Below are 18,610 nucleotides of genomic sequence, written 5' to 3'. Positions count from 1 at the left end.
TTTATCAACATTCCCAACCTTTTATCTAGATAAAAAGTGAAAAATTAGGTAATATCACACATACTCTATTAGGTTTATTATACTATTTTGTCATTTTTTTAAAATAGGAAATATTCAATTATTTAATTAAAATTAATTAATTATTTAAATACTTTTGGGTTATCTATTATTTTCATTTCAGTATGTATGTTACTTTCCCAATCTTTTTGCATGCTTTTCCTACAATGGGAAATAATACCTTTAAACTTTATTAATACTTTACCTGAGGATGATTAAATGTTTAAAAAGATTATTTCATTTATACCTGAGTATCCTGTTTTCATCCAAGCTTTTGTTACCTTTATCGTTCCTGTAGGTTTATCAAAATTTTTCAAATGGGTTCATTTTATGGAGAAAGAGTGATTTAAATGAAGCGTTGGAGATCCAATAAAAACTCAGAAAATGTGGCATCTCTAAATGATCAATCTCAAAATAGTAATGAAATCTTATCCAGTGATCTCCAAGTGAATTTGGATTGGATTTTTAAAGAAATTGGACATAATTCTGATGTTAAATTTAGAGAATTTCTATTAGGTGAAACAGATATTCAACTAGCAATCATTTTTATTGACGGCTTATCTAATGCAGACTTAATTCAAAAGCATATTCTGGGCGAATTAATGACGGGACTAACTGAAATAGCCACCAATCAAAAAAATAACGGACAATCTTTAAATCTAGAAGACATTAAAAAATGTATTAAAGAAAAATCTCTTACTGTTTGTACAATTGAAGAAATCACTACATATAAAAAATTAAAATCAGATGTTCTATTCGGCTCGATTGCTTTGTTAGTCGATGGTATTTCTGAATGTTTTTTGATTGGAGAAGCATTAACAAAAACTAGAGATGTAAAAGAACCTGATTCTGAGGCACTTGTTCGTGGACCAAGACTTGGCTTTGTTGAAAATTTAGCTGATAACACTGCTATGTTAAGACGTTCCGGAAAAAATCCAGATTTAACAATGATCGGATATGAAGTTGGGGAAGTTTCAAAAAAACAATTAGTGATAGCATACATCTCAACTATTGCGGATTCACAGCTTATTGAAGAAGTAAAAAAACGAATAAAAAGAATTGAAATTGATAGCGTCCCCGACTCTGGTTATATTGAACAATTAATAGAAGATGATTATTTAAGTCCTTTTCCTCAGATTCAAAGTACTGAACGTCCTGATCGAGTTATGAGTGCTTTAATGGAAGGTCGGGTAGCCATTATATTAGATGGTTCTCCATTTGCGCTAATTGCTCCTGTAACTTTTCAGATGTTAATCCAATCTCCTGAGGATTATTATGAAAGATGGTTGGCAGCTACTTTAGTACGATTATTACGATATCTTGCATGTTTTATTGCTTTATTCGCTCCATCTTTATACATTGCATTTATTTCATTTCACCAAGGTTTAATTCCGACAAAGTTAGTATTTCATATAGCAGCAACTAGAGGTGGCGTCCCATTTCCTCCGTTAATTGAAGCACTGATAATGGAAATCTCGATCGAAGTATTAAGGGAAGCCGGACTTCGTTTACCTAAACCGATTGGGCAATCGTTAGGAATAGTTGGTGGGTTAATTATTGGTCAGGCCGCAGTTGAAGCTGGAATTGTAAGTACGATCATGGTTATTGTTGTTGCAGTAACAGCAATTTCCTCATTTACATTACCACAATATAATGTAGGAATTGCCCTTCGAATGCTTCGTTTTTTATCTATGATTTTTGCGAGTGTCTTTGGATTATATGGAGTCATTTTATTTTTCCTATTAATTTGTAGTCATTTAGTTCAACTAAAAAGCTTTGGTGTTCCATATCTAAGTCCCGCTGCTCCAATTCGATTTAGTGATTGGAAAGATTTCATCGTAAGAGCTCCTTTATTTATGATGAAGAATCGACCTAAAAGCCTGCAGTCAAAAAAAACAAGAAGGATGAAATAGCATAAGAAGGAAGGTGTACTAAGTAATGAATTCAGAGCCAATTGATCGTATATCAGTCAGTCAAACAGTGATGCTAATGGTGAATTTTATTTTCGGTGCAGGAATTTTACTATTACCAAGAACGATTACCGACAAAGTAAAAACGCCAGATGGTTGGATTTCCGTAATAATTTCAGGATTATTAATTATGATCTTAGTCTTCTTTCTAGTTATGCTATGTAAACAATATCCTAACGAAACCTATTTTCAATTTACTCAAAAATTAATTGGTAAATGGTTGGCAATCCCACTAGGTTTTATCATAGTTATTTATTATATTTTCCTTTCAGCTTTTGAGGTTCGTGTAATGGCAGAAACTACTAGATTATTCTTATTACAAGGTACTCCTACTTGGGCCATTTTAATTCCATTCTTGTGGATTGGTTTATATTTAGTTCTAGGTGGCATCAATCCAATCGCTAGAATATTAGAAATTATTTTTCCGATCACTGTATTATTCTTTTTATTAGTTATTTTTTTAGGAATAGAAATTGTTGAGATAGACAACCTACGTCCGGTCCTAGGAAATGGTTTCAAGCCCGTTCTTAATGGGCTTAAAACAACCTCCCTTTCTTTTTCAGGTTTTGAAGTGGTTTTGTTTATTTTTATGTTTATGAAGGATAAAAAGAAAATTACAAAATCAATTATACTTGGGATAGGTATACCATTTGTTTTTTATTCAGTAACCGTTGTTGCTGTAGTTGGTGCTTTCTCGGTAGATGGTGTTTTATTACAAACTTGGCCTGTACTAACTTATATTCGAAGCTATGATATACAAGGTCTAATTGTAGAAAGATTTGACTCATTGCTACTAGTTATTTGGATTATGCAAATTTTTGGTACATTTATCATTGCATATTATATTTGTGCCCTGGGAGTAACTCAAATTTTTAATAAAAAAAGTATGAAGCCGTTTCTCTTTGGTTCATTACCATTTATTTACATTATTGCAATGATTCCAAAAGATATAAATGAAACGTTTAAAATGGCCGATACAATCGGAAATACTTCATTTTATTTATTTGGCATTATCCCTCTTCTCCTGCTTGTGATTTCATTTGTGAGGAAAAAATTAAATGAGAAAATATAGATATAAACGAATCTTAATAAATACATTTTTTTATCTAAGTCTCTTAACTTTATTATCAGGATGCTGGAGTAGTAAACCAATAGAGGATTTAAATATTATAGTAGGTTCTTCTATAGATATGGATGGTGAGGGTAAAATTAAATCGACTCTACAATATGTAGTTCCTGAGGCAATGACTACAAAGTCAGGTGGTGCTAGTCCCACAAAACCTTATATAAATGTGATTGGCGAAGGCATTTCGTTAGAACCCTCTGGTTGGGAAACAACTTTAAAAAGAGAAGGATTCATTTTTGGAGCACATCAAAAATGTGTTGTAATTAGTGATGAACTTGCTAGAAAAATAAATCTACGTGAGCTTACTGATTTGTATTTCCGAGATATTGATATTCGTGGTAGTACTCTTATTTTTATAGGTAAAGGGAAGGCCAGTCAAGCACTAGAAACAAGTGAACCAAATGTAATACCTGCATTACGAATTGTTGAAATCGCAAATCAATCATTAACTTCAGAAATTGTAAGTAAAACTCCATTAATAAAAATTGGAGGATTAATGAACTCTGGTACAAGTTTTCTACTCCAATTATTAGAAACAACTGATAAAGGTGTTATGTTTGCTGGTGGTGCAATCTTTAATGGTAAGAAAAACAAAATGATTGGCACTCTTGATAAACAGGAAGTTGAAGGAATTAACTGGATTACTGCACAAGGAAAAGGTGGTGCTGTAAAAGCATTCACAAAAAAATCGGATGGTCCAACTTGGTTTCAAATTGAATCAATGAAAAGCAAGGTTACACCTCATATAAAAGGTGACAAAATCTCTTTTGACGTAAAAATTGAGTCAGAAGGTAGAATTGCAGAATATTGGAACCCTAAATTAAGACCGTTGTTTGATGAGAAAAACGTAACAATAGCTGAAAAAGCTACAGAAAAGGAAGTAACAAGAATTGTAGAAAATGTAACGAAGAAGCTTCAAGATGAATATAAAACAGATGTTGCGGGATTTGGTAACGAAGTAAGAATTCAATACCCGAAACAATGGAAAAAAATGAGTAAGAATTGGGATGAACGATTTAGTAAAGCTAAAATAAACTACGATGTTCGTATTTTGATTAGAGACTATGGAATGATTGGAAAGAAAAAAAACAAATAAAAAATAAAGCTCAGATCCTTTAATTAACCGGATTTGAGCTTTACTATATAAAATGAAATTGAAGGTTTATCAATCATTTAGTGATTCAATTGTTCTGACAAAGAATGAAGAAATTACTCTTTCTTTACTTAATTCCATTGTAATTATTTTTTTAAATTTTAAAATTAGACTAGGATCCACCAAAAGTGATTCCTTATTTTCGCAATGCGCTGAAAATACGTCATAAAATAAATGAGGAAACAATAAATCAGCTTTAAGAAAGTGGTACTGCAAACATGCTAACGGATTGATTTCCTGATATGCGATGATTATTTTCTTCATTAACTTTGGATTCCAATTTTGTTCATTTTTCATTACGATATTTAAAATTCTTCTCATATCATGGATCGGAAATTCGATTTTTAATGAACTCATATTTAAGAAATATAAATTCCCGTCTTCTCCAATTATAAGATCGTTTATATCAAAATTCTGATAGCATAATGTTTTCGTTTTCGCTGTCTCTTCTACCACTTCAGCAATATATTTATCAATTATTGCTAAAGCTTTTTCACATTGCATTAATACCGAATTTATATTTTTTAAAAACAGCTTATCAATTTCATTTTGATGCTTTATCCTAGCTCGTTCTTCTTTCCAATTTGTTAATTTTAAAAATTTAGTTTGTAATTCATTTTTCCAATTTGATTGAATGGATGAAACCTGTTCATTTGTTAATTCTATGCCTATTGAAGCTTTATGAAAAGAAGCAATCCCATTCATCAACAGAATAAGATCTTCTTCACTCTCAAAATTTGGTCTCCTCCCATTAACAGCTTCAAATAACATAAAATATTCATCTTTCATCTTTACAAAACCGTCACCTAATTTTGTTGTTAATACCTCTGGTGTAAATACGCCATTATCTCTAAGATAGTCAATTGCATAGGTCATAGATTCAATATATTTTTCATCAATTAAGACTATCCTCAATAATACTTCACCGATATTTGTATCAATGGGCCATTCAGCTTTTTTTTCATCAATGTATTCTAAAGATTCATGTTTTAATTCTAAAGGGTAATTTGCAATTACTTTTTTTACTAAATCACTAAAAAAAGCGTCCAAAAATGATACCTCCCAAATAATACTTATCCATTGTTAATCTATGAATATGTACAAGTTTAGAGACGGCTAATCTACTAAATAAATTAGGAAGTAAATTATTTTCTGCTAATAAATTTCTTACTTTTTCTGAAAAAAACTGTTTGATTTTCAAAATTTATAACTTATCTTCTTTCTATTAAGTTTACTTTTAATTTCCTTATAAATTACAACAATAATTCTAAATTTTCTTTAGTGTTTAAATGCTTTTTGAAATAATAATTGATAATTTTTAAGTTCATATTAAACATGTACAAATTAAAAATAATATTGTCATTTATACCCAATTAACTTAAAGGGGGATAGCGACAAGAGATTACTTAATTGATTACTTCATTTTTCATAATGACACTTAAGTTATATGATTAAAACGACTCCGAAATTCTCATAATACTCATAAAAAGGAGTGTTATGAATGAAAGAAATATTGATCTTTGTTTTGTTATCATTTTTCTGTTTTTTATTATTTTACGGGCTTACATTATTACAAGGCTTTGATTTGCATTATTTAATTTTAGCGATTTCTTATAATAAAGTTGGTTTTATGACTCTTGATAAAATTTTAATTATTTATTTTATTCTCTATTTTGGTTTAACAATGTTTGTGAATCTAAGAAAGAGATAACTTTTTTTGGATTTTTAAAGTGACAAATAGAATGAATGGCAAAATCATTTGAAACGGAACATGAAGATATTTAGGGACTAAATCAAGTCCTATATGAATATGCTGTGCATACGATACGGTTGTAAAGATACTAAAACAGATAATAATAATGCCAATTAAAAAAGTTATTAACCAGTTTTCTTTTAAATGGAAAATTTCCATCGTCCCTATAACTGCCCCAAAAAATAAAATTGATATTTTAATAAACCCCAAAATGACAAATACAATTACCGCTAGTGACTCTAATCTAGTAAAAAAATCTCCAATGTTTATTAATGATACGCTTGAAAGTACTGGATAAGTTGAAGCTTTAAAAACAATTTCACCTAAATTTGCAATATGTATGATTGTCGATATGATTAGAAAGATCCCAGCATAGATCATTGCTAAGTAGCTCATTTTGAATGCATTTTTGGGTTGATCATAATGTTGCATCAATAATAAAAATACGATTGACTCACCAAATGGAAAAGTTACAGTTGTTGGAAATACTGATTTTAATACTGGTTTCCATCCGTATTCAAGGAAAGGTTTTAAATGGGAAAAATTTAAAAATCCAGTTAATAATTGTGAAAAAATGAGAATAAAAATCATAATACCACTTAATAAAAAACAAATCCAAACTGTCCTAGCAAAGCTTGTAAAACCTTTCATTACAGTATAAATTAAGAGAAACATCATTAACATTGAAATTGTAAATAAACCTGTATTATCTAATGCAACTGTTAAAATAAGCTCCGCAAAATCCCTCATAACCCTAGAGGCAATATAAATACAATAAACAACATATAATACGCCGATGAAGCTGCCAATATATTTTCCCCACGCTGTTTGTAAGCACTTAATTAATGAATTATTCGGGTTATTTTTATAAATCCCCAAATATAAGCTTAATAAGATTAATCCACAAAAAAGACTAATCAAGATCGCTAACCAGGCATCTCTTCCAGCATCTTTTGCAGGGTCAACTGCTGCAGTACTTCCTATTAAATAAATTGCTAACAAACTAAATAATTGCTCTGAATTAAATTTCATATTTTGCATTACTTCACCTTATTTCTTCTTCATAATAACAGGGTCTCCTAGTAAGCCACTTCGTTTTATAATGACAGTAGTTTTCACATTTACTTTTGCTTTTGCGAAACTTTCAGCCCAATTACTTTTAAGTTGTTTCCATTTTTTAGGATCTTTAGTATGAATCATATCTCCGAACCCAAAGACATCACTTTTAATGTTTTGGGCAGATTTAATACTATGTTCAATCTGTTGCTTGACTACTAAACCTGCTTGTTTTTCAATTTTTATTAAATCTTGAACACTTTCAATATTTACCGAACAACCAGTTTCATCAAGAAATGTAAGGAGAGTATTATCAATTTGAATAATTGGAATATCCCCTTTAACTTTCACATTCGTTTTTATACGTTGAGCATGTAGACGTAGTGAACTATATTTATTATTTCCACAAGGCACTGCAAAATTTGTTTGTTTAATTTTATCCAATACCATCAAGATGCCTCTAACATCGCGTCCAGAGATCCAACCAGCTAGTTTACTATCTCGAAATAAAGCTAAGTCATCAATTTTAGTTTGGGCTGGCTCCATGGTTTGTAAATTAGTTAATGTATTTTTTTCTTTATTCCCGTTTACAATATCAACTCCACTAATCGCAAGCTCTTTCCCTGAATAGGTTAGATCTTCTCCTAATTCAAATACATTTGGATTGACACTTTCACCTAATGAAAAATTAACATTTTGTAGTTTTGAAACCATTTCTGCTGATGAAACTTTATTAATAGGTGTCATTGTATTTAATACCTGTTCGGCAGTTGAATTTTTAGCTACAAGAACAGACATAAAAGCAGAGACCCTTGGTTCACGAATAATAGCATCCACTATTTCTTCTATACCATGCTTTGCTGCATTCTCACCTATTACAGTTAAACCGACATGAGTAAAGTCTTTATTCTTCGTTATTTTTTTACCTGCTTCTCGAATAGCTTCTGATAATGTTTTCCCAGTACTTGTATAAAGAATGACTGGTGAAGAATTGCCACCACCATTTTGACCAGTAGCCAAATCAGTTGGATTAATGACTTGTAATGTAACCTTAAAATTAGATTTGTCAGTCCAATCGACACCTAAACCTGTAATAAATGAAATTTTATTTAACTCCATATAATTGCTACACCCTGATAGTAGCAATACAATTGACATTAATAATCTTATTTTAAGATTTCGATTCATTGTCTTCACCGTTATTCTTATTTTTTCTTTTTCTAATCCGTGATGATTCAGGAACAGCATCATCATTTGCAGTCTTTAAATCTTTTCGAGGTAATCGTATTAATATATCTTCATTATCTCTAATTGATAATGGAGAAAGTGGCATCAAGTATGGCACACCAAAGGAGTCAATTGTATTTAAATGAACTAGCCAAAATAAAATCATTAACGCAATACCATACAATCCAGCAACGCCAGCACTTAAGATGAATAAATATCTAAGCAATCTTGCCGAAGCTGCCACACTATAATTCGGTATTGTAAAACTCGATATTCCTGTAATTGAAACAAAGATAATCATCGCCGTTGAAATAATACCTGCTTGTACAACTGCTTGGCCTATAACAAGTGCTCCAACGATTGCGACCGTTGAAGCTAGTACTCTAGGACTACGAATACTTGCTTCTCTTATAATTTCAAATGCAAACTCCATTAAAAGTAGCTCAACGATTGCCGGAAATGGTACACTTTCCCTTTGAGCCGCAAGACTAACTAATAATGGTGTTGGAATCATCGATCGATGATGTGTAATTAATGCAAGATAAAAAGCAGAAACAAGTAAAGAAATTAAGAACGCAGTGAAGCGTAAAAAGCGTAAAAATGTACCTACTATATAACGTTGATTGTAATCATCAGGTGACTGAAAAAACATCGGTAATGTGGCTGGTAAAACAAGCCCAATTGGACTACCATCGACAAGAAGCCCTACTCGGCCTTCCAAAATATTTGCCGCAATAACATCAGGTCTTTCAGTATCCATTACAGTTGGAAATGGACTGTATGGTTTCGATTCAATTAAAGCCTCTATATAAATAGATTCTAAAACCCCTTTGATCTTGATCTTCTCAATTTTGTTTCTTATTGAATTCAATAACTCCCGATCAACTTTGTCATCTAAATAGGAAATCACGATATTTGTATTTGTAACATCTCCAACCTTCATCATTTCCATCTTAAATTGAGTATTTCGAATACGATATCGAAGAAGCGACATATTCGTTGCGATTGATTCAGTAAAACTATCTTTTGGACCACGAATAATCGTTTGCCCAGTCGATTCCGAGACTGCGCGGAATTGCCCACTTTTTGTATCAATTAGCAATACCTTAAGCTGATTATCAATAAAAATCGCTGTGTCACCGTTTAACACTGCCATCATTATGTTATTCCATTCATTTTCAATTTTAACTTGTGGAACATCAAACGTATTCTCTTTCATTTCATTGAAAAAATTAAGATCACTTAAACGATCTAAATTCGAGTTTTTCCATCTATGAAGAATTGGATCCACGATAAATTGACTAATCGTGTCACCATTCGAGATGCCTTGCAAATGAATTAAAGCCATTTTTCTTTTTTTTGTTTCCCCAACCTCAAACTCTCTAACGACTAAATCAGCACAATAATGCAATTCACTATTTATTTTTTGTAAATTTTTTTGTAATTCGGATGATAAAACAACTGGAGCTTTTACTTCTTTTATTTGTTTACTTCTCTTTGAATAACCCAATCGCATATCAATCACCTAATAAATTTATTTATTACTATTTAAAATTTGTTAAATGTAGAAAAATTATGCTATTTATTACCAATACTTGAATCAAAAAATTATTTCTAGGGAAAAATCACCTGTTTCACTAAGACGTTCTAAAAGTAAAAAGAAAATTAAAGGTGAGACATTAGAGGTTATTTTAAAGGATTTAGACATTCAATAAACAACCTTATCGAATAATAGAAAACGTCGGATCAATAGAACCGACGTTTTTCTTCCTATATAAGTCTTATTGCTCAACTAATTTATCAATTCGCTTATTCGCTGACGTACTATTTCTTGTAATAAGACTAACAGCTACCATTACAAGCGCATTAATAATTAGTGCAATAATCCCTACATTTAAATCTTTCACTACTTGTGGAAGATGTGGAAAAGCTTGAGCAAAAGTCTTTTCACCTAAATCAAAAATTGAAACAATAACCCCACCAAATATAATTCCAGTTATAGCCCCTTGCTTTGTTACAAAGTTCTTTTTCATTAAACTTAAGAAAAATGGTGGAGCAAGCTGCGTTATAAAATTATACGCCACAATTGCAATATTAAATAAAGAGCTACCACCTTTAAAGGTAAAATATAAACCTATTAAAGTAATGAAAGGAACAATTAATTTTATTAGCTTTGTAATATGTACTTCTGATTTAGAAGGGGCTACTACTTGGTATATATTTTTAACAAATAATGTGGAGATTACCATTAGAATCAAAGAAGCAGGTACTAATGCAGCTAATACCCCCGTTCCTCCTATTAAACCTACAAACCATGGATCAAAAGTCCTTTTCGAAAGAAGTAATAATATTTTGTCACTATCACTTCCTTGTAACCCTTTAATTTGTAAGATTGCCGCAAAGCCTACGAAGAAAGCAAATAATAAAATTAACTGATACAATGGCATTATGATTGCGTTTTTTCTTAAAACCTTTGCATTTTTCGCTGCGAAAATAGGCGGAAAAGAGTGAGGCCACATATACATCCCAATTCCACTTAATATAATAGTAGAAATATACCAAGTTAAGTTCATACCATGTTCTGGAAGAATCGTAAAGTTTGGCTTAGCTTGTTCAATCGCTTCATACATTGGCTTAATACCGCCATAAAAATGAACTGGAAAATAAATTCCTAAAAATAAAATAATAGCAAGAATTAAGATATCCTTTAAAACAGAGGTCCAAGCAGAACCATGAATACCTGATAGAATGACGAATATAGTAACGCCAAATGCGCCAAATAAAATTGCCATTTTTGAAGAAATGACGCCATAAGATGTTATCTCAACGATATAACCTAACCCTTTAAACTGTAAAACTAAGTAACAAAATAAAGCGACGATTCCAACTAAAGCAACAAGCACTCCTAGAATTGGACTGTCATATTTCTTTGCCATAAAATCTGACTGAGAAATTAATTTATGTTTTTTGGAGTATTTCCAAATCTCAGGAAAAGCCCAATAAGATATGATTGATGCAATACATCCGTAAGAAACGATACTAAAAATTGAACCCCCTTCACCATATGCTGAGCCACTTGCACCTAAAAAGGTAAAGGTTGTATACATTTCACCAGCTGATAATAAAAAGATGAAAAGCGTTCCCATTCCTCGGCCACCAACTGACCATTGTTCTAAGTTCATTTCTTTCCCTTTTTTTGACCAAATACCAATCATGATTGAAACAGCGAAAAATAAGAATATAAATAATGTTCCTGTATTCATTATAATTCCTCCTCTTTATTCGCAGGATCAAAAAGATAGATTAAACCTAAAAATGCAGTAGTAAGAAATGACCATAGTATAATTGAAAAATGAAAAAATGGCATACCAAGTACGTAAGGGGTAACCTTATTCGAAAACAACGCGCCTATTACAAAACCAATAATCGGGATAAAACCAAGTAAATAGATTTTTTTCATACTCTACTCTCCTTAATTTTTAATTATTTAAAATGTTAATAGCTCCTTGAACAAATATCTTTATTCCATCTTTAAAAGCCCTTTCATCAATATTAAATTTTGGATGATGATGTGGATACACTATTCCCTCATCCTCATTTCTTGCACCTATAAAAAAATAAGTCCCAGGAACTTCATTAAGGAATGCTGAAAAATCTTCACTTCCCATTATTGGATTAATTAATTCACGATTTTCTTCTCCAACTACTTCACAGACGGTTTTATCGATTAAACAAGTTATTTCATTATCATTTATTACCGGTGAGTATCCGAGGTGGTACTCGATCTCATACTTTGCACCATGAGCTTCAGTAATCCCTTTTACTATTTGCTCGATTAACATCGGTATCTTATTGCGAACTTCAGGTTTAAAGCTTCGAACTGATCCGCCAATTTTAACACTGTTAGGGATGACATTTATTGCTGTACCACCATTAAATTGTGTTACGGAGATGACAGCTGTATCGATTGGATCGAGTTTTCTTGACACAATATGCTGTATGTTTGTGACAACTTGGGTTCCAATCAGAATTGGATCAATTACTTGATTTGGCTGTGAAGCGTGTCCACCTTCACCGATTATTGACATTTTAAAATGATCTGCACCAGCCATAATGGGCCCATAATTTAATCCAATTTTTCCAGTTTCCAAGTTACTCATTAAATGTGCCCCAATAATCAGATCAACTCCATCAAGTACACCTGCATTTACCATTTCAATTGCACCACCAGGTGGTAATTCTTCAGCATGTTGGAAAATAAAACGGACCTCGCCTTTTAATTGATTTTTAAAGCTACAAAGTAGTTTCGCAGCTCCTAAAAGCATTGCAGTGTGTCCATCATGACCACATGCATGCATTATGCCATCCTTTTTAGAACTAAATTCAATTTTAGTTTCTTCTTGTATTGGGAGAGCATCCATATCTGCTCGAATTGCAAGGACTTTTCCTGGATGAATCCCTATTAATCTAGCAACAACACTAGTCTTTGTTGGTCTAGTAATTTCTAAACCTCCAAATGAATTTAGTTTATCGTACACAAATTGTGCAGTATTTTCTTCTAGAAAGGATAACTCTGGATTTTCATGTAAATATCTTCTCCATCCAATCACTTCATCATTAATCGAACTAACTACATCGTCTAATTTTAAATCAGAAAAAACATCATACTTCATCACTACACCTCCGAGATTAATTCAAATCTATTTAAGGAATATTTACGGTCTTTTTCCTTATATATCGATTTTATTACTTGAAAACGGTTTCTACAATATCTTTTTGTTAAAAATTCAAAATATTAATAATATTTAATGATCACAAAAAATAAACACCCCAAATTTGGAATGCTTATTTAAAACGATATATTTTACTAGGTCTCCCACGGTAAGATAAAGATTCCTCACCTATACATTCTAATAATTCGACTTCACATAAATCTGCTACAATTCGTCTAGCATTCCGTTCTGTCATTTTAAGCTGTTCAGCTAGATTCTTTGTCGTAAAATCCTTCCATGCCATTCTTTTTATTAAGTTTTCGATTTTATGATATGTCTTTACACTAATATTTCCTAGTTTAAGCTTTTGCAATAATTCTTGGTCATTCGTTCGGTATGCATATGTAACTTCTTCTTCACGACCAAGTGACTCAATGATTTCACCATTCTCTTGTACAATTATTATTTTTCGTTCATGCATCCCTTTTGACTGTTGAATTGATTCAATTGCATTTTTCTCTGCAGAATAAACAGTCTCACCAAAACCAATCCCTACAGAAATTTTAGAATCAGATTCTAACGATAACTGATCGAGCGTATTTTCTAGCATATGAATCTCTCGTTCAATTGCACCTCTAGAACTATAAATCAAATATTTACCATACCCCTTTTCAATCAGTGAACCATTTAATTGTTCGCAAAATGTTAACAGTACATCTTTAATTCGAAGTTCGATATGCTGTAAATGATAAGGTGATTTTGATTTCTGTATAATGTTCTCAAAATTTTCAATTTCGATCAACTCTACTCCAATTTGAGAGTCTTTAAAATAAAGACCTTTCACTCTCTCTGTTAGGAGCCTTAATGTATGCTTAATATCAACACTACTAGTAGATATCCATTCGACTGGTATATCGCGCTTTTTTAATTCCTGATAGATAAATGGAAAATTAGTCAATGCACCTTCTGTTTTATTAGAATCCCATAACTCAATATGAAATTGTAATAATTCCTCTAAATTAATCTGTTCTTCTTCAAACTTTTTGACATAAAACTGATCAAATGACTCATTTAATTGCTCTAAAGCATCTTCTAATAAATTAGAATATGTTGGCATATCGATGCTTAATTGATTAATTAACCCACCAGTTTTATACATTATATTTAACAAACTTTTATAAACCGAAGATTCTGTATGAGGAATATATAATAATTTTTCTTTTGAATGTAGGAGTTTTTTTGCAATATTGTATGGCAATTGCCCAGAAAAAAGCCAGACATCCACATCTCTAGCATGTTTTTTTATAATTTCTTTTGTTTCAACAGGTTCATCATATGAAATTGGAAAAAATTCCAATTCATGTTCATATTCTTTAGAAAAACTTAATATTCGTTCCAAAGACCACTCTGGGCCAACAAGACCTATACGATACATTATTACACCTACCAATTACTTTAATTTTATAGGGATTATGTTTTTTATATAGCTAATTTATCTATAGTTAATCTTAACAGTATCTCACAATAAATTACCATGATATTTAGAAATTGTTTGAGCAAAAAAAAAAAAGATCTTTTGAGTAAGATCTTTTTCATGTCCTTTTTAAAAGTACTTTTAAGAAGGTCTTTTTAATCATTTTTCTTTTCCCACTTAAAACGAACTTAAATACACTTTTATCTCATTTACTAACTCATCAGGTGACTCATACATACTCATGTGCCCAGCATTATTTAAAGTAGCAGTTTTAATATTTTCTTTTTCAACTGAAAAAGTCTTTTCAGGTGGTATAATCTGATCGTCTTTACCCGCCAGTAAAAGTACAGGTAAGCTTGTATCGTTAAGTACATGATTTCGGTCGGGTCTATTTTTCATGCTTATTAAGGCATTTACCGTGCCATCTACTGTAGTTTTATACCCTATTTGCTTTGCTAAATCTATTTCTGCACTATTAGTTTGGATATTTTTTGGAGAGAAAAGTTTCGGAATTAACCCATCGACTACGTTTTTCACGCCTTCAATTTTCACTTTTTCACTTGTTGCTACTCTACCTTTTTTTGCTTCCTCACTATCTGGATAAGCAGTTGAGTGGATTAATGAAAATCCATTTAAGTAATTGGAATATCTTTCTGCGAATGCAAGTGTAATATAGCCTCCTAACGAGTGGCCAAATAACGTTATTTGCTTAATGTTTAGTTGATCTAGTAAATCTTTCAAAACATCTGCATAGTCTTCAATTGAATGCTCTTCTTTTATAGCTGTAGAGTCTCCATGTCCTGGTAAATCAATTGCGATCACACGATAATCCTCAGATAGCTTTGGAACTACTTTTTCCCAATATTCATGACTTCCCATAAAGCCATGAATTAAAACGATTGGTTTCCCTTTTCCTTGATCCTTATAAGCAATTGATAAATTTTCAAGTTCTACTTTACTTTTAATAATCATTCAACTCCATTCGAGAATATTAATATCGGACTATTTTCATTTATAGAAAATACCGTTATTAAAAAACTAATTTAAAAGAATCTTATGAACAAAATTCTGCACTTAACTATTTTCTCCTCTCTTTTCACTAAATAATCTTCAAATAGAAAAGGCATGTCTTAAAAATGAAAGACAAGCCTAATTTCTATAAAGACCTTAAAATTTATCTACTTTCTGCTTAAAAACTGCATCGTTACGTTGAATTTTCTGACCTTTATTTTTATTTATAAATAAGTAAGCCACAGATAATACAATTAACCATGGTATTCCAAATTGTAGCATAATTTTAAAGCCAGTAAACCAAGAAGTAATTGTTAATCCTAATAATAAAATTGCTCCTAGTATTGTGAAGTAAGGGAAACCAATCATTTTTACTGGTAATTTTCGCCCGCCTGACTGTTCCCATTTCCTTCTAAAAAACAGATGGGAAATAAAGATTGTCATCCAAGTAAAAATCGCACCAAACATTGAGATTCCCATCATAAATGCATATGAGGAATCTGGAAGTACTGCATTTACGATTCCGGCAACTACAATACCAATGGTTGAAACTGCCAGAGCATTTACCGGAACACCTTTTTTTCCTACTTTTCCTAAAATTTTTGGCGCATGATTCGTTTTTGAAAGTGAATAAACCATACGAGTTGAAGCGTATAATTGGCTATTCATCGCTGACAAAGCTGCCGTTAAAATAATAAAGTTCATAAGGCCTGATGCAAAAGGTATATTTAATATTTCCATTACCTTTACGAACGGACTTTCATCAACCCCTGCTGATTTCCATGGAACGATGATGAGCATGATTGCAATTGTTAATACATAAAAAATTGATAAACGAAAAACTGTTGCTTTAAGAGCTTTTGGAACAGCAATATCAGGCTCTTTTGCTTCACCTGCTGTAACCGCTATCATTTCAGTTCCTAGAAAACTAAATAATGATATGAAGACGGCTACCCACATGCCCCACCAGCCAAATGGCATAAATCCTCCATCATTTGTTAAGTTCTCTACACCAATATTCGCGTGGTTTGATGAACCAAACAAGACATACGATCCAAGTAGGATAAACCCAACAATTGCACTTACTTTAATCATCGAAAACCAATACTCAAATGTTGCAAATGTATTAACACTAGTAGCATTTATATAGATTAATACAGCTGCAAAAAAGGTGATCCAAACGATTCCAGGTACAGTTGGAAACCAATATTTCATATAGACTGCAATTGCACTTACCTCTACTCCAACAGCAAGAACTTGAGCCACCCAATATGAATAACGAACTAGATATCCCGCCATAGGATGAATATATTTTTCGGCAATTGTTCCAAACGAACCACTAGTAGGATGTGCCACCGTCATCTCAGCTAAACACCCCATGAGCAGTAACACGATAAATGCACCAACTGTATAACTGAGTAGTACGCTAGGACCAGCAGTTTTTATTGCTAATCCGCTTCCTAGGAATAACCCCGTTCCAATTGCACAACCCATTGCTATCATCGTTAGTTGACTAGTTTTCAATTCCCTTTTTAAGCCTTTTTCTTGCTCGTTTTCAATTTTATAATTAGTGGTGGATTTCTTCATGATCTCATCCCCTTGTCCCCTTAGATAGCCAACTAAACTTACGCCACAACTTCGCGTTCATTTTTAAATTTTTCATATTGCTTTTCAGTCATTATTTTCTTAAGTATTTGGACAACTTCCCAAACTTCCTCGTAAGAAGTATATAGTGCCACCGGTGCCAGACGTATAATATTTGGTGCCCTAAAGTCAGGAATAATACCATTTTCTTTCAATGACTTACAAATACGTGCTGCTTCTTCATGCTCTAGACTTACATGTCCTCCTCGTCGTGCATCCTCTCTAGGAGAACCAATGAAAAATCCCATGTCTGGTAATTCTTGTTCAATACAATCCATTAAAAATTGATTTATTCGAAGTGATTTTTCTCGAATCGCATCAATGCCGGCTTCTGTAAAAATCTCCAAAGATCCGATTAATGGTGCACAGCTTAATACATGTGGAGTACCAATTTGATATGCTCCAGCAGTTTCAGCAGGAGTTAGTGTGTGTTCCATATCAAATTGTTTATCTTTTCTAGAACCAAACCAACCTGTAAGTCCTGGCAATGCACCAAAATGTTTGCGATTAACAAATAAACCACCTACACCACCTGGTCCACCATTTAAGTGCTTATAATTGCACCAATAAGCAAAATCAACATCCCACTCACTAAAAGAATGTGGTATTGATCCAACTGAATGGCAACCATCAAAACCGATTAAAATTCCTCGTTTATGAGCCTCTTCAGTTAAGCGCTTCATATCTAAAATTTGACCACTACGGTATAAAACTGTCGGTAAAATAATCAAAGCAATTTCAGCCGTCATTGCATTTATTATGTCGTCCTCATCTAAATAACGTCCATCCTTACTTTTTACGCAAATAAGATCTTGCACAGGATCTAATCCGTGAATACGTAGTTGACTTTGAAGGGCATAAATATCTGATGGAAATGTAAGCTCATCAGCTAATATCTTTTTTCTACTTGCATTCGGTTGGAAAAAAGTGGCTACTAACTGATGTAAATTAACCGTCGTGGAACCGGTTACAATTACTTCCTCAGGTGAAGCACCAACTAAAGGAGCTAATTTCTCTCCTAATTTTTCAGCCATGAAAAACCAAGGATGATTTCCATTTGTCCACCCATCTATTCCATAGTTCTTCCAATCTTCCAATGATTCTAGTAAAGTACGTTCAGCTCTTTTAGAAAGTAGACCTAATGAATTACCATCCATATAGATCGATTCAGGATTTAAGTAAAACTCATCTCTATACTTTCTAAGTGAATCAAGACTGTCCATTTTTTGGGCGTATTCTAATGTTGCTTCTGTAACTTTCGTATTCATACTGTTCCTCCTCTATCAATCTACTAGTTAAATCTATTGTGAAAAAATCATATCAAAATAACTGACACCATGTCAATGACATCATGTCAAATAATCTGATAATAAAAAATTTTACTTATAAAGAGCTGATTTTTATGTTAATCATACATAGGATTTCTT

Annotated in this window: 16 protein-coding genes; 5 read left to right on the top strand and 11 right to left on the bottom strand. The window is 32.1% G+C overall.

The genetic code is table 11. The features are described 5' to 3' along the window. The first annotated feature begins 276 nt into the window (after nucleotides 1–276). Genes V5E38_RS03855 through V5E38_RS03840 form a run of 4 tightly spaced genes read left to right on the top strand, consistent with a single transcriptional unit; the run spans nucleotide 277 to nucleotide 4,249 of the window. Nucleotides 277–402: a hypothetical protein gene (locus tag V5E38_RS03855; RefSeq protein WP_098429255.1), complete on the top strand. Its 126-nt coding sequence runs from the start codon at nucleotides 277–279 to the stop codon at nucleotides 400–402. A gap of 5 nt (nucleotides 403–407) precedes the next feature. After that, nucleotides 408–1,970, top strand: coding sequence for a spore germination protein (locus tag V5E38_RS03850; protein ID WP_499212291.1), 1,563 nt, complete (start codon nucleotides 408–410; stop codon nucleotides 1,968–1,970). Nucleotides 1,971–1,995: 25 nt separating this feature from the next. Next, on the top strand, nucleotides 1,996–3,099 hold the full coding sequence (locus V5E38_RS03845) for a GerAB/ArcD/ProY family transporter (protein WP_499212290.1): 1,104 nt from the start codon (nucleotides 1,996–1,998) through the stop codon (nucleotides 3,097–3,099). Further along, a complete protein-coding gene (locus tag V5E38_RS03840) occupies nucleotides 3,086–4,249 on the top strand; it encodes a Ger(x)C family spore germination protein (protein ID WP_499212289.1) in 1,164 nt (387 codons plus the stop codon). The genes V5E38_RS03845 and V5E38_RS03840 overlap by 14 nt, the downstream gene beginning before the upstream one ends. Nucleotides 4,250–4,318: 69 nt before the next feature. On the opposite strand, the gene V5E38_RS03835 is transcribed toward V5E38_RS03840, so the two are convergent. Next, on the bottom strand, nucleotides 4,319–5,356 hold the full coding sequence (locus V5E38_RS03835; RefSeq protein ID WP_499212288.1) for a CotS family spore coat protein: 1,038 nt from the start codon (nucleotides 5,354–5,356) through the stop codon (nucleotides 4,319–4,321). A 451-nt stretch (nucleotides 5,357–5,807) separates the two neighbouring features. Here V5E38_RS03835 and V5E38_RS03830 point away from each other — a divergent pair, with 451 nt between their 5' ends. Beyond that, nucleotides 5,808–6,017 carry a hypothetical protein gene (locus V5E38_RS03830; RefSeq protein WP_499212287.1) on the top strand — a complete coding sequence of 70 codons (210 nt, stop codon included), beginning with the start codon at nucleotides 5,808–5,810 and terminating at the stop codon, nucleotides 6,015–6,017. Here V5E38_RS03830 and V5E38_RS03825 read toward each other — a convergent pair. From V5E38_RS03825 to kynU, 10 genes are all read right to left on the bottom strand, one after another. After that, on the bottom strand, nucleotides 6,003–7,100 hold the full coding sequence (locus V5E38_RS03825) for a GerAB/ArcD/ProY family transporter (protein WP_499212286.1): 1,098 nt from the start codon (nucleotides 7,098–7,100) through the stop codon (nucleotides 6,003–6,005). The two genes, V5E38_RS03830 and V5E38_RS03825, sit on opposite strands and share 15 nt — an antisense overlap. 9 nt (nucleotides 7,101–7,109) lie before the next feature. Continuing rightward, nucleotides 7,110–8,303 (bottom strand): Ger(x)C family spore germination protein, encoded by a 1,194-nt coding sequence (locus V5E38_RS03820; RefSeq protein ID WP_499212285.1) that lies wholly within the window; start codon nucleotides 8,301–8,303, stop codon nucleotides 7,110–7,112. Continuing rightward, nucleotides 8,287–9,852, bottom strand: coding sequence for a spore germination protein (locus tag V5E38_RS03815; protein WP_499212284.1), 1,566 nt, complete (start codon nucleotides 9,850–9,852; stop codon nucleotides 8,287–8,289). Before V5E38_RS03815 ends, V5E38_RS03820 begins: the two co-directional genes overlap by 17 nt. 271 nt (nucleotides 9,853–10,123) lie before the next feature. Continuing rightward, nucleotides 10,124–11,605: a sodium:solute symporter family protein gene (locus V5E38_RS03810; RefSeq protein WP_499212283.1), complete on the bottom strand. Its 1,482-nt coding sequence runs from the start codon at nucleotides 11,603–11,605 to the stop codon at nucleotides 10,124–10,126. Beyond that, on the bottom strand, nucleotides 11,605–11,802 hold the full coding sequence (locus V5E38_RS03805) for a DUF3311 domain-containing protein (RefSeq protein ID WP_499212282.1): 198 nt from the start codon (nucleotides 11,800–11,802) through the stop codon (nucleotides 11,605–11,607). The genes V5E38_RS03810 and V5E38_RS03805 overlap by 1 nt, the downstream gene beginning before the upstream one ends. A gap of 19 nt (nucleotides 11,803–11,821) precedes the next feature. Next, a complete protein-coding gene (locus V5E38_RS03800) occupies nucleotides 11,822–13,015 on the bottom strand; it encodes a zinc-binding metallopeptidase family protein (protein ID WP_499212281.1) in 1,194 nt (397 codons plus the stop codon). Between the two features lie 172 nt (nucleotides 13,016–13,187). Continuing rightward, nucleotides 13,188–14,489, bottom strand: coding sequence for a hypothetical protein (locus V5E38_RS03795; protein WP_499212280.1), 1,302 nt, complete (start codon nucleotides 14,487–14,489; stop codon nucleotides 13,188–13,190). A gap of 216 nt (nucleotides 14,490–14,705) precedes the next feature. Beyond that, nucleotides 14,706–15,500 carry an alpha/beta fold hydrolase gene (locus V5E38_RS03790; RefSeq protein ID WP_499212279.1) on the bottom strand — a complete coding sequence of 265 codons (795 nt, stop codon included), beginning with the start codon at nucleotides 15,498–15,500 and terminating at the stop codon, nucleotides 14,706–14,708. A gap of 195 nt (nucleotides 15,501–15,695) precedes the next feature. After that, nucleotides 15,696–17,126 carry an amino acid permease gene (locus V5E38_RS03785; RefSeq protein WP_499212278.1) on the bottom strand — a complete coding sequence of 477 codons (1,431 nt, stop codon included), beginning with the start codon at nucleotides 17,124–17,126 and terminating at the stop codon, nucleotides 15,696–15,698. Between the two features lie 38 nt (nucleotides 17,127–17,164). Beyond that, complete coding sequence (gene kynU / locus V5E38_RS03780; RefSeq protein ID WP_499212277.1) at nucleotides 17,165–18,451, bottom strand: kynureninase; 1,287 nt, start codon at nucleotides 18,449–18,451, stop codon at nucleotides 17,165–17,167. Nucleotides 18,452–18,610: the final 159 nt, after the last annotated feature.

Source organism: Rossellomorea sp. GAMAL-10_SWC, from assembly GCF_049568075.1.
Taxonomy (GTDB): Bacteria; Bacillota; Bacilli; order Bacillales; family Bacillaceae_G; genus Gottfriedia.
The sequence above is the reverse complement of the archived record's forward strand: the minus strand, read 5'-3'. Positions and strand labels throughout refer to the sequence as shown.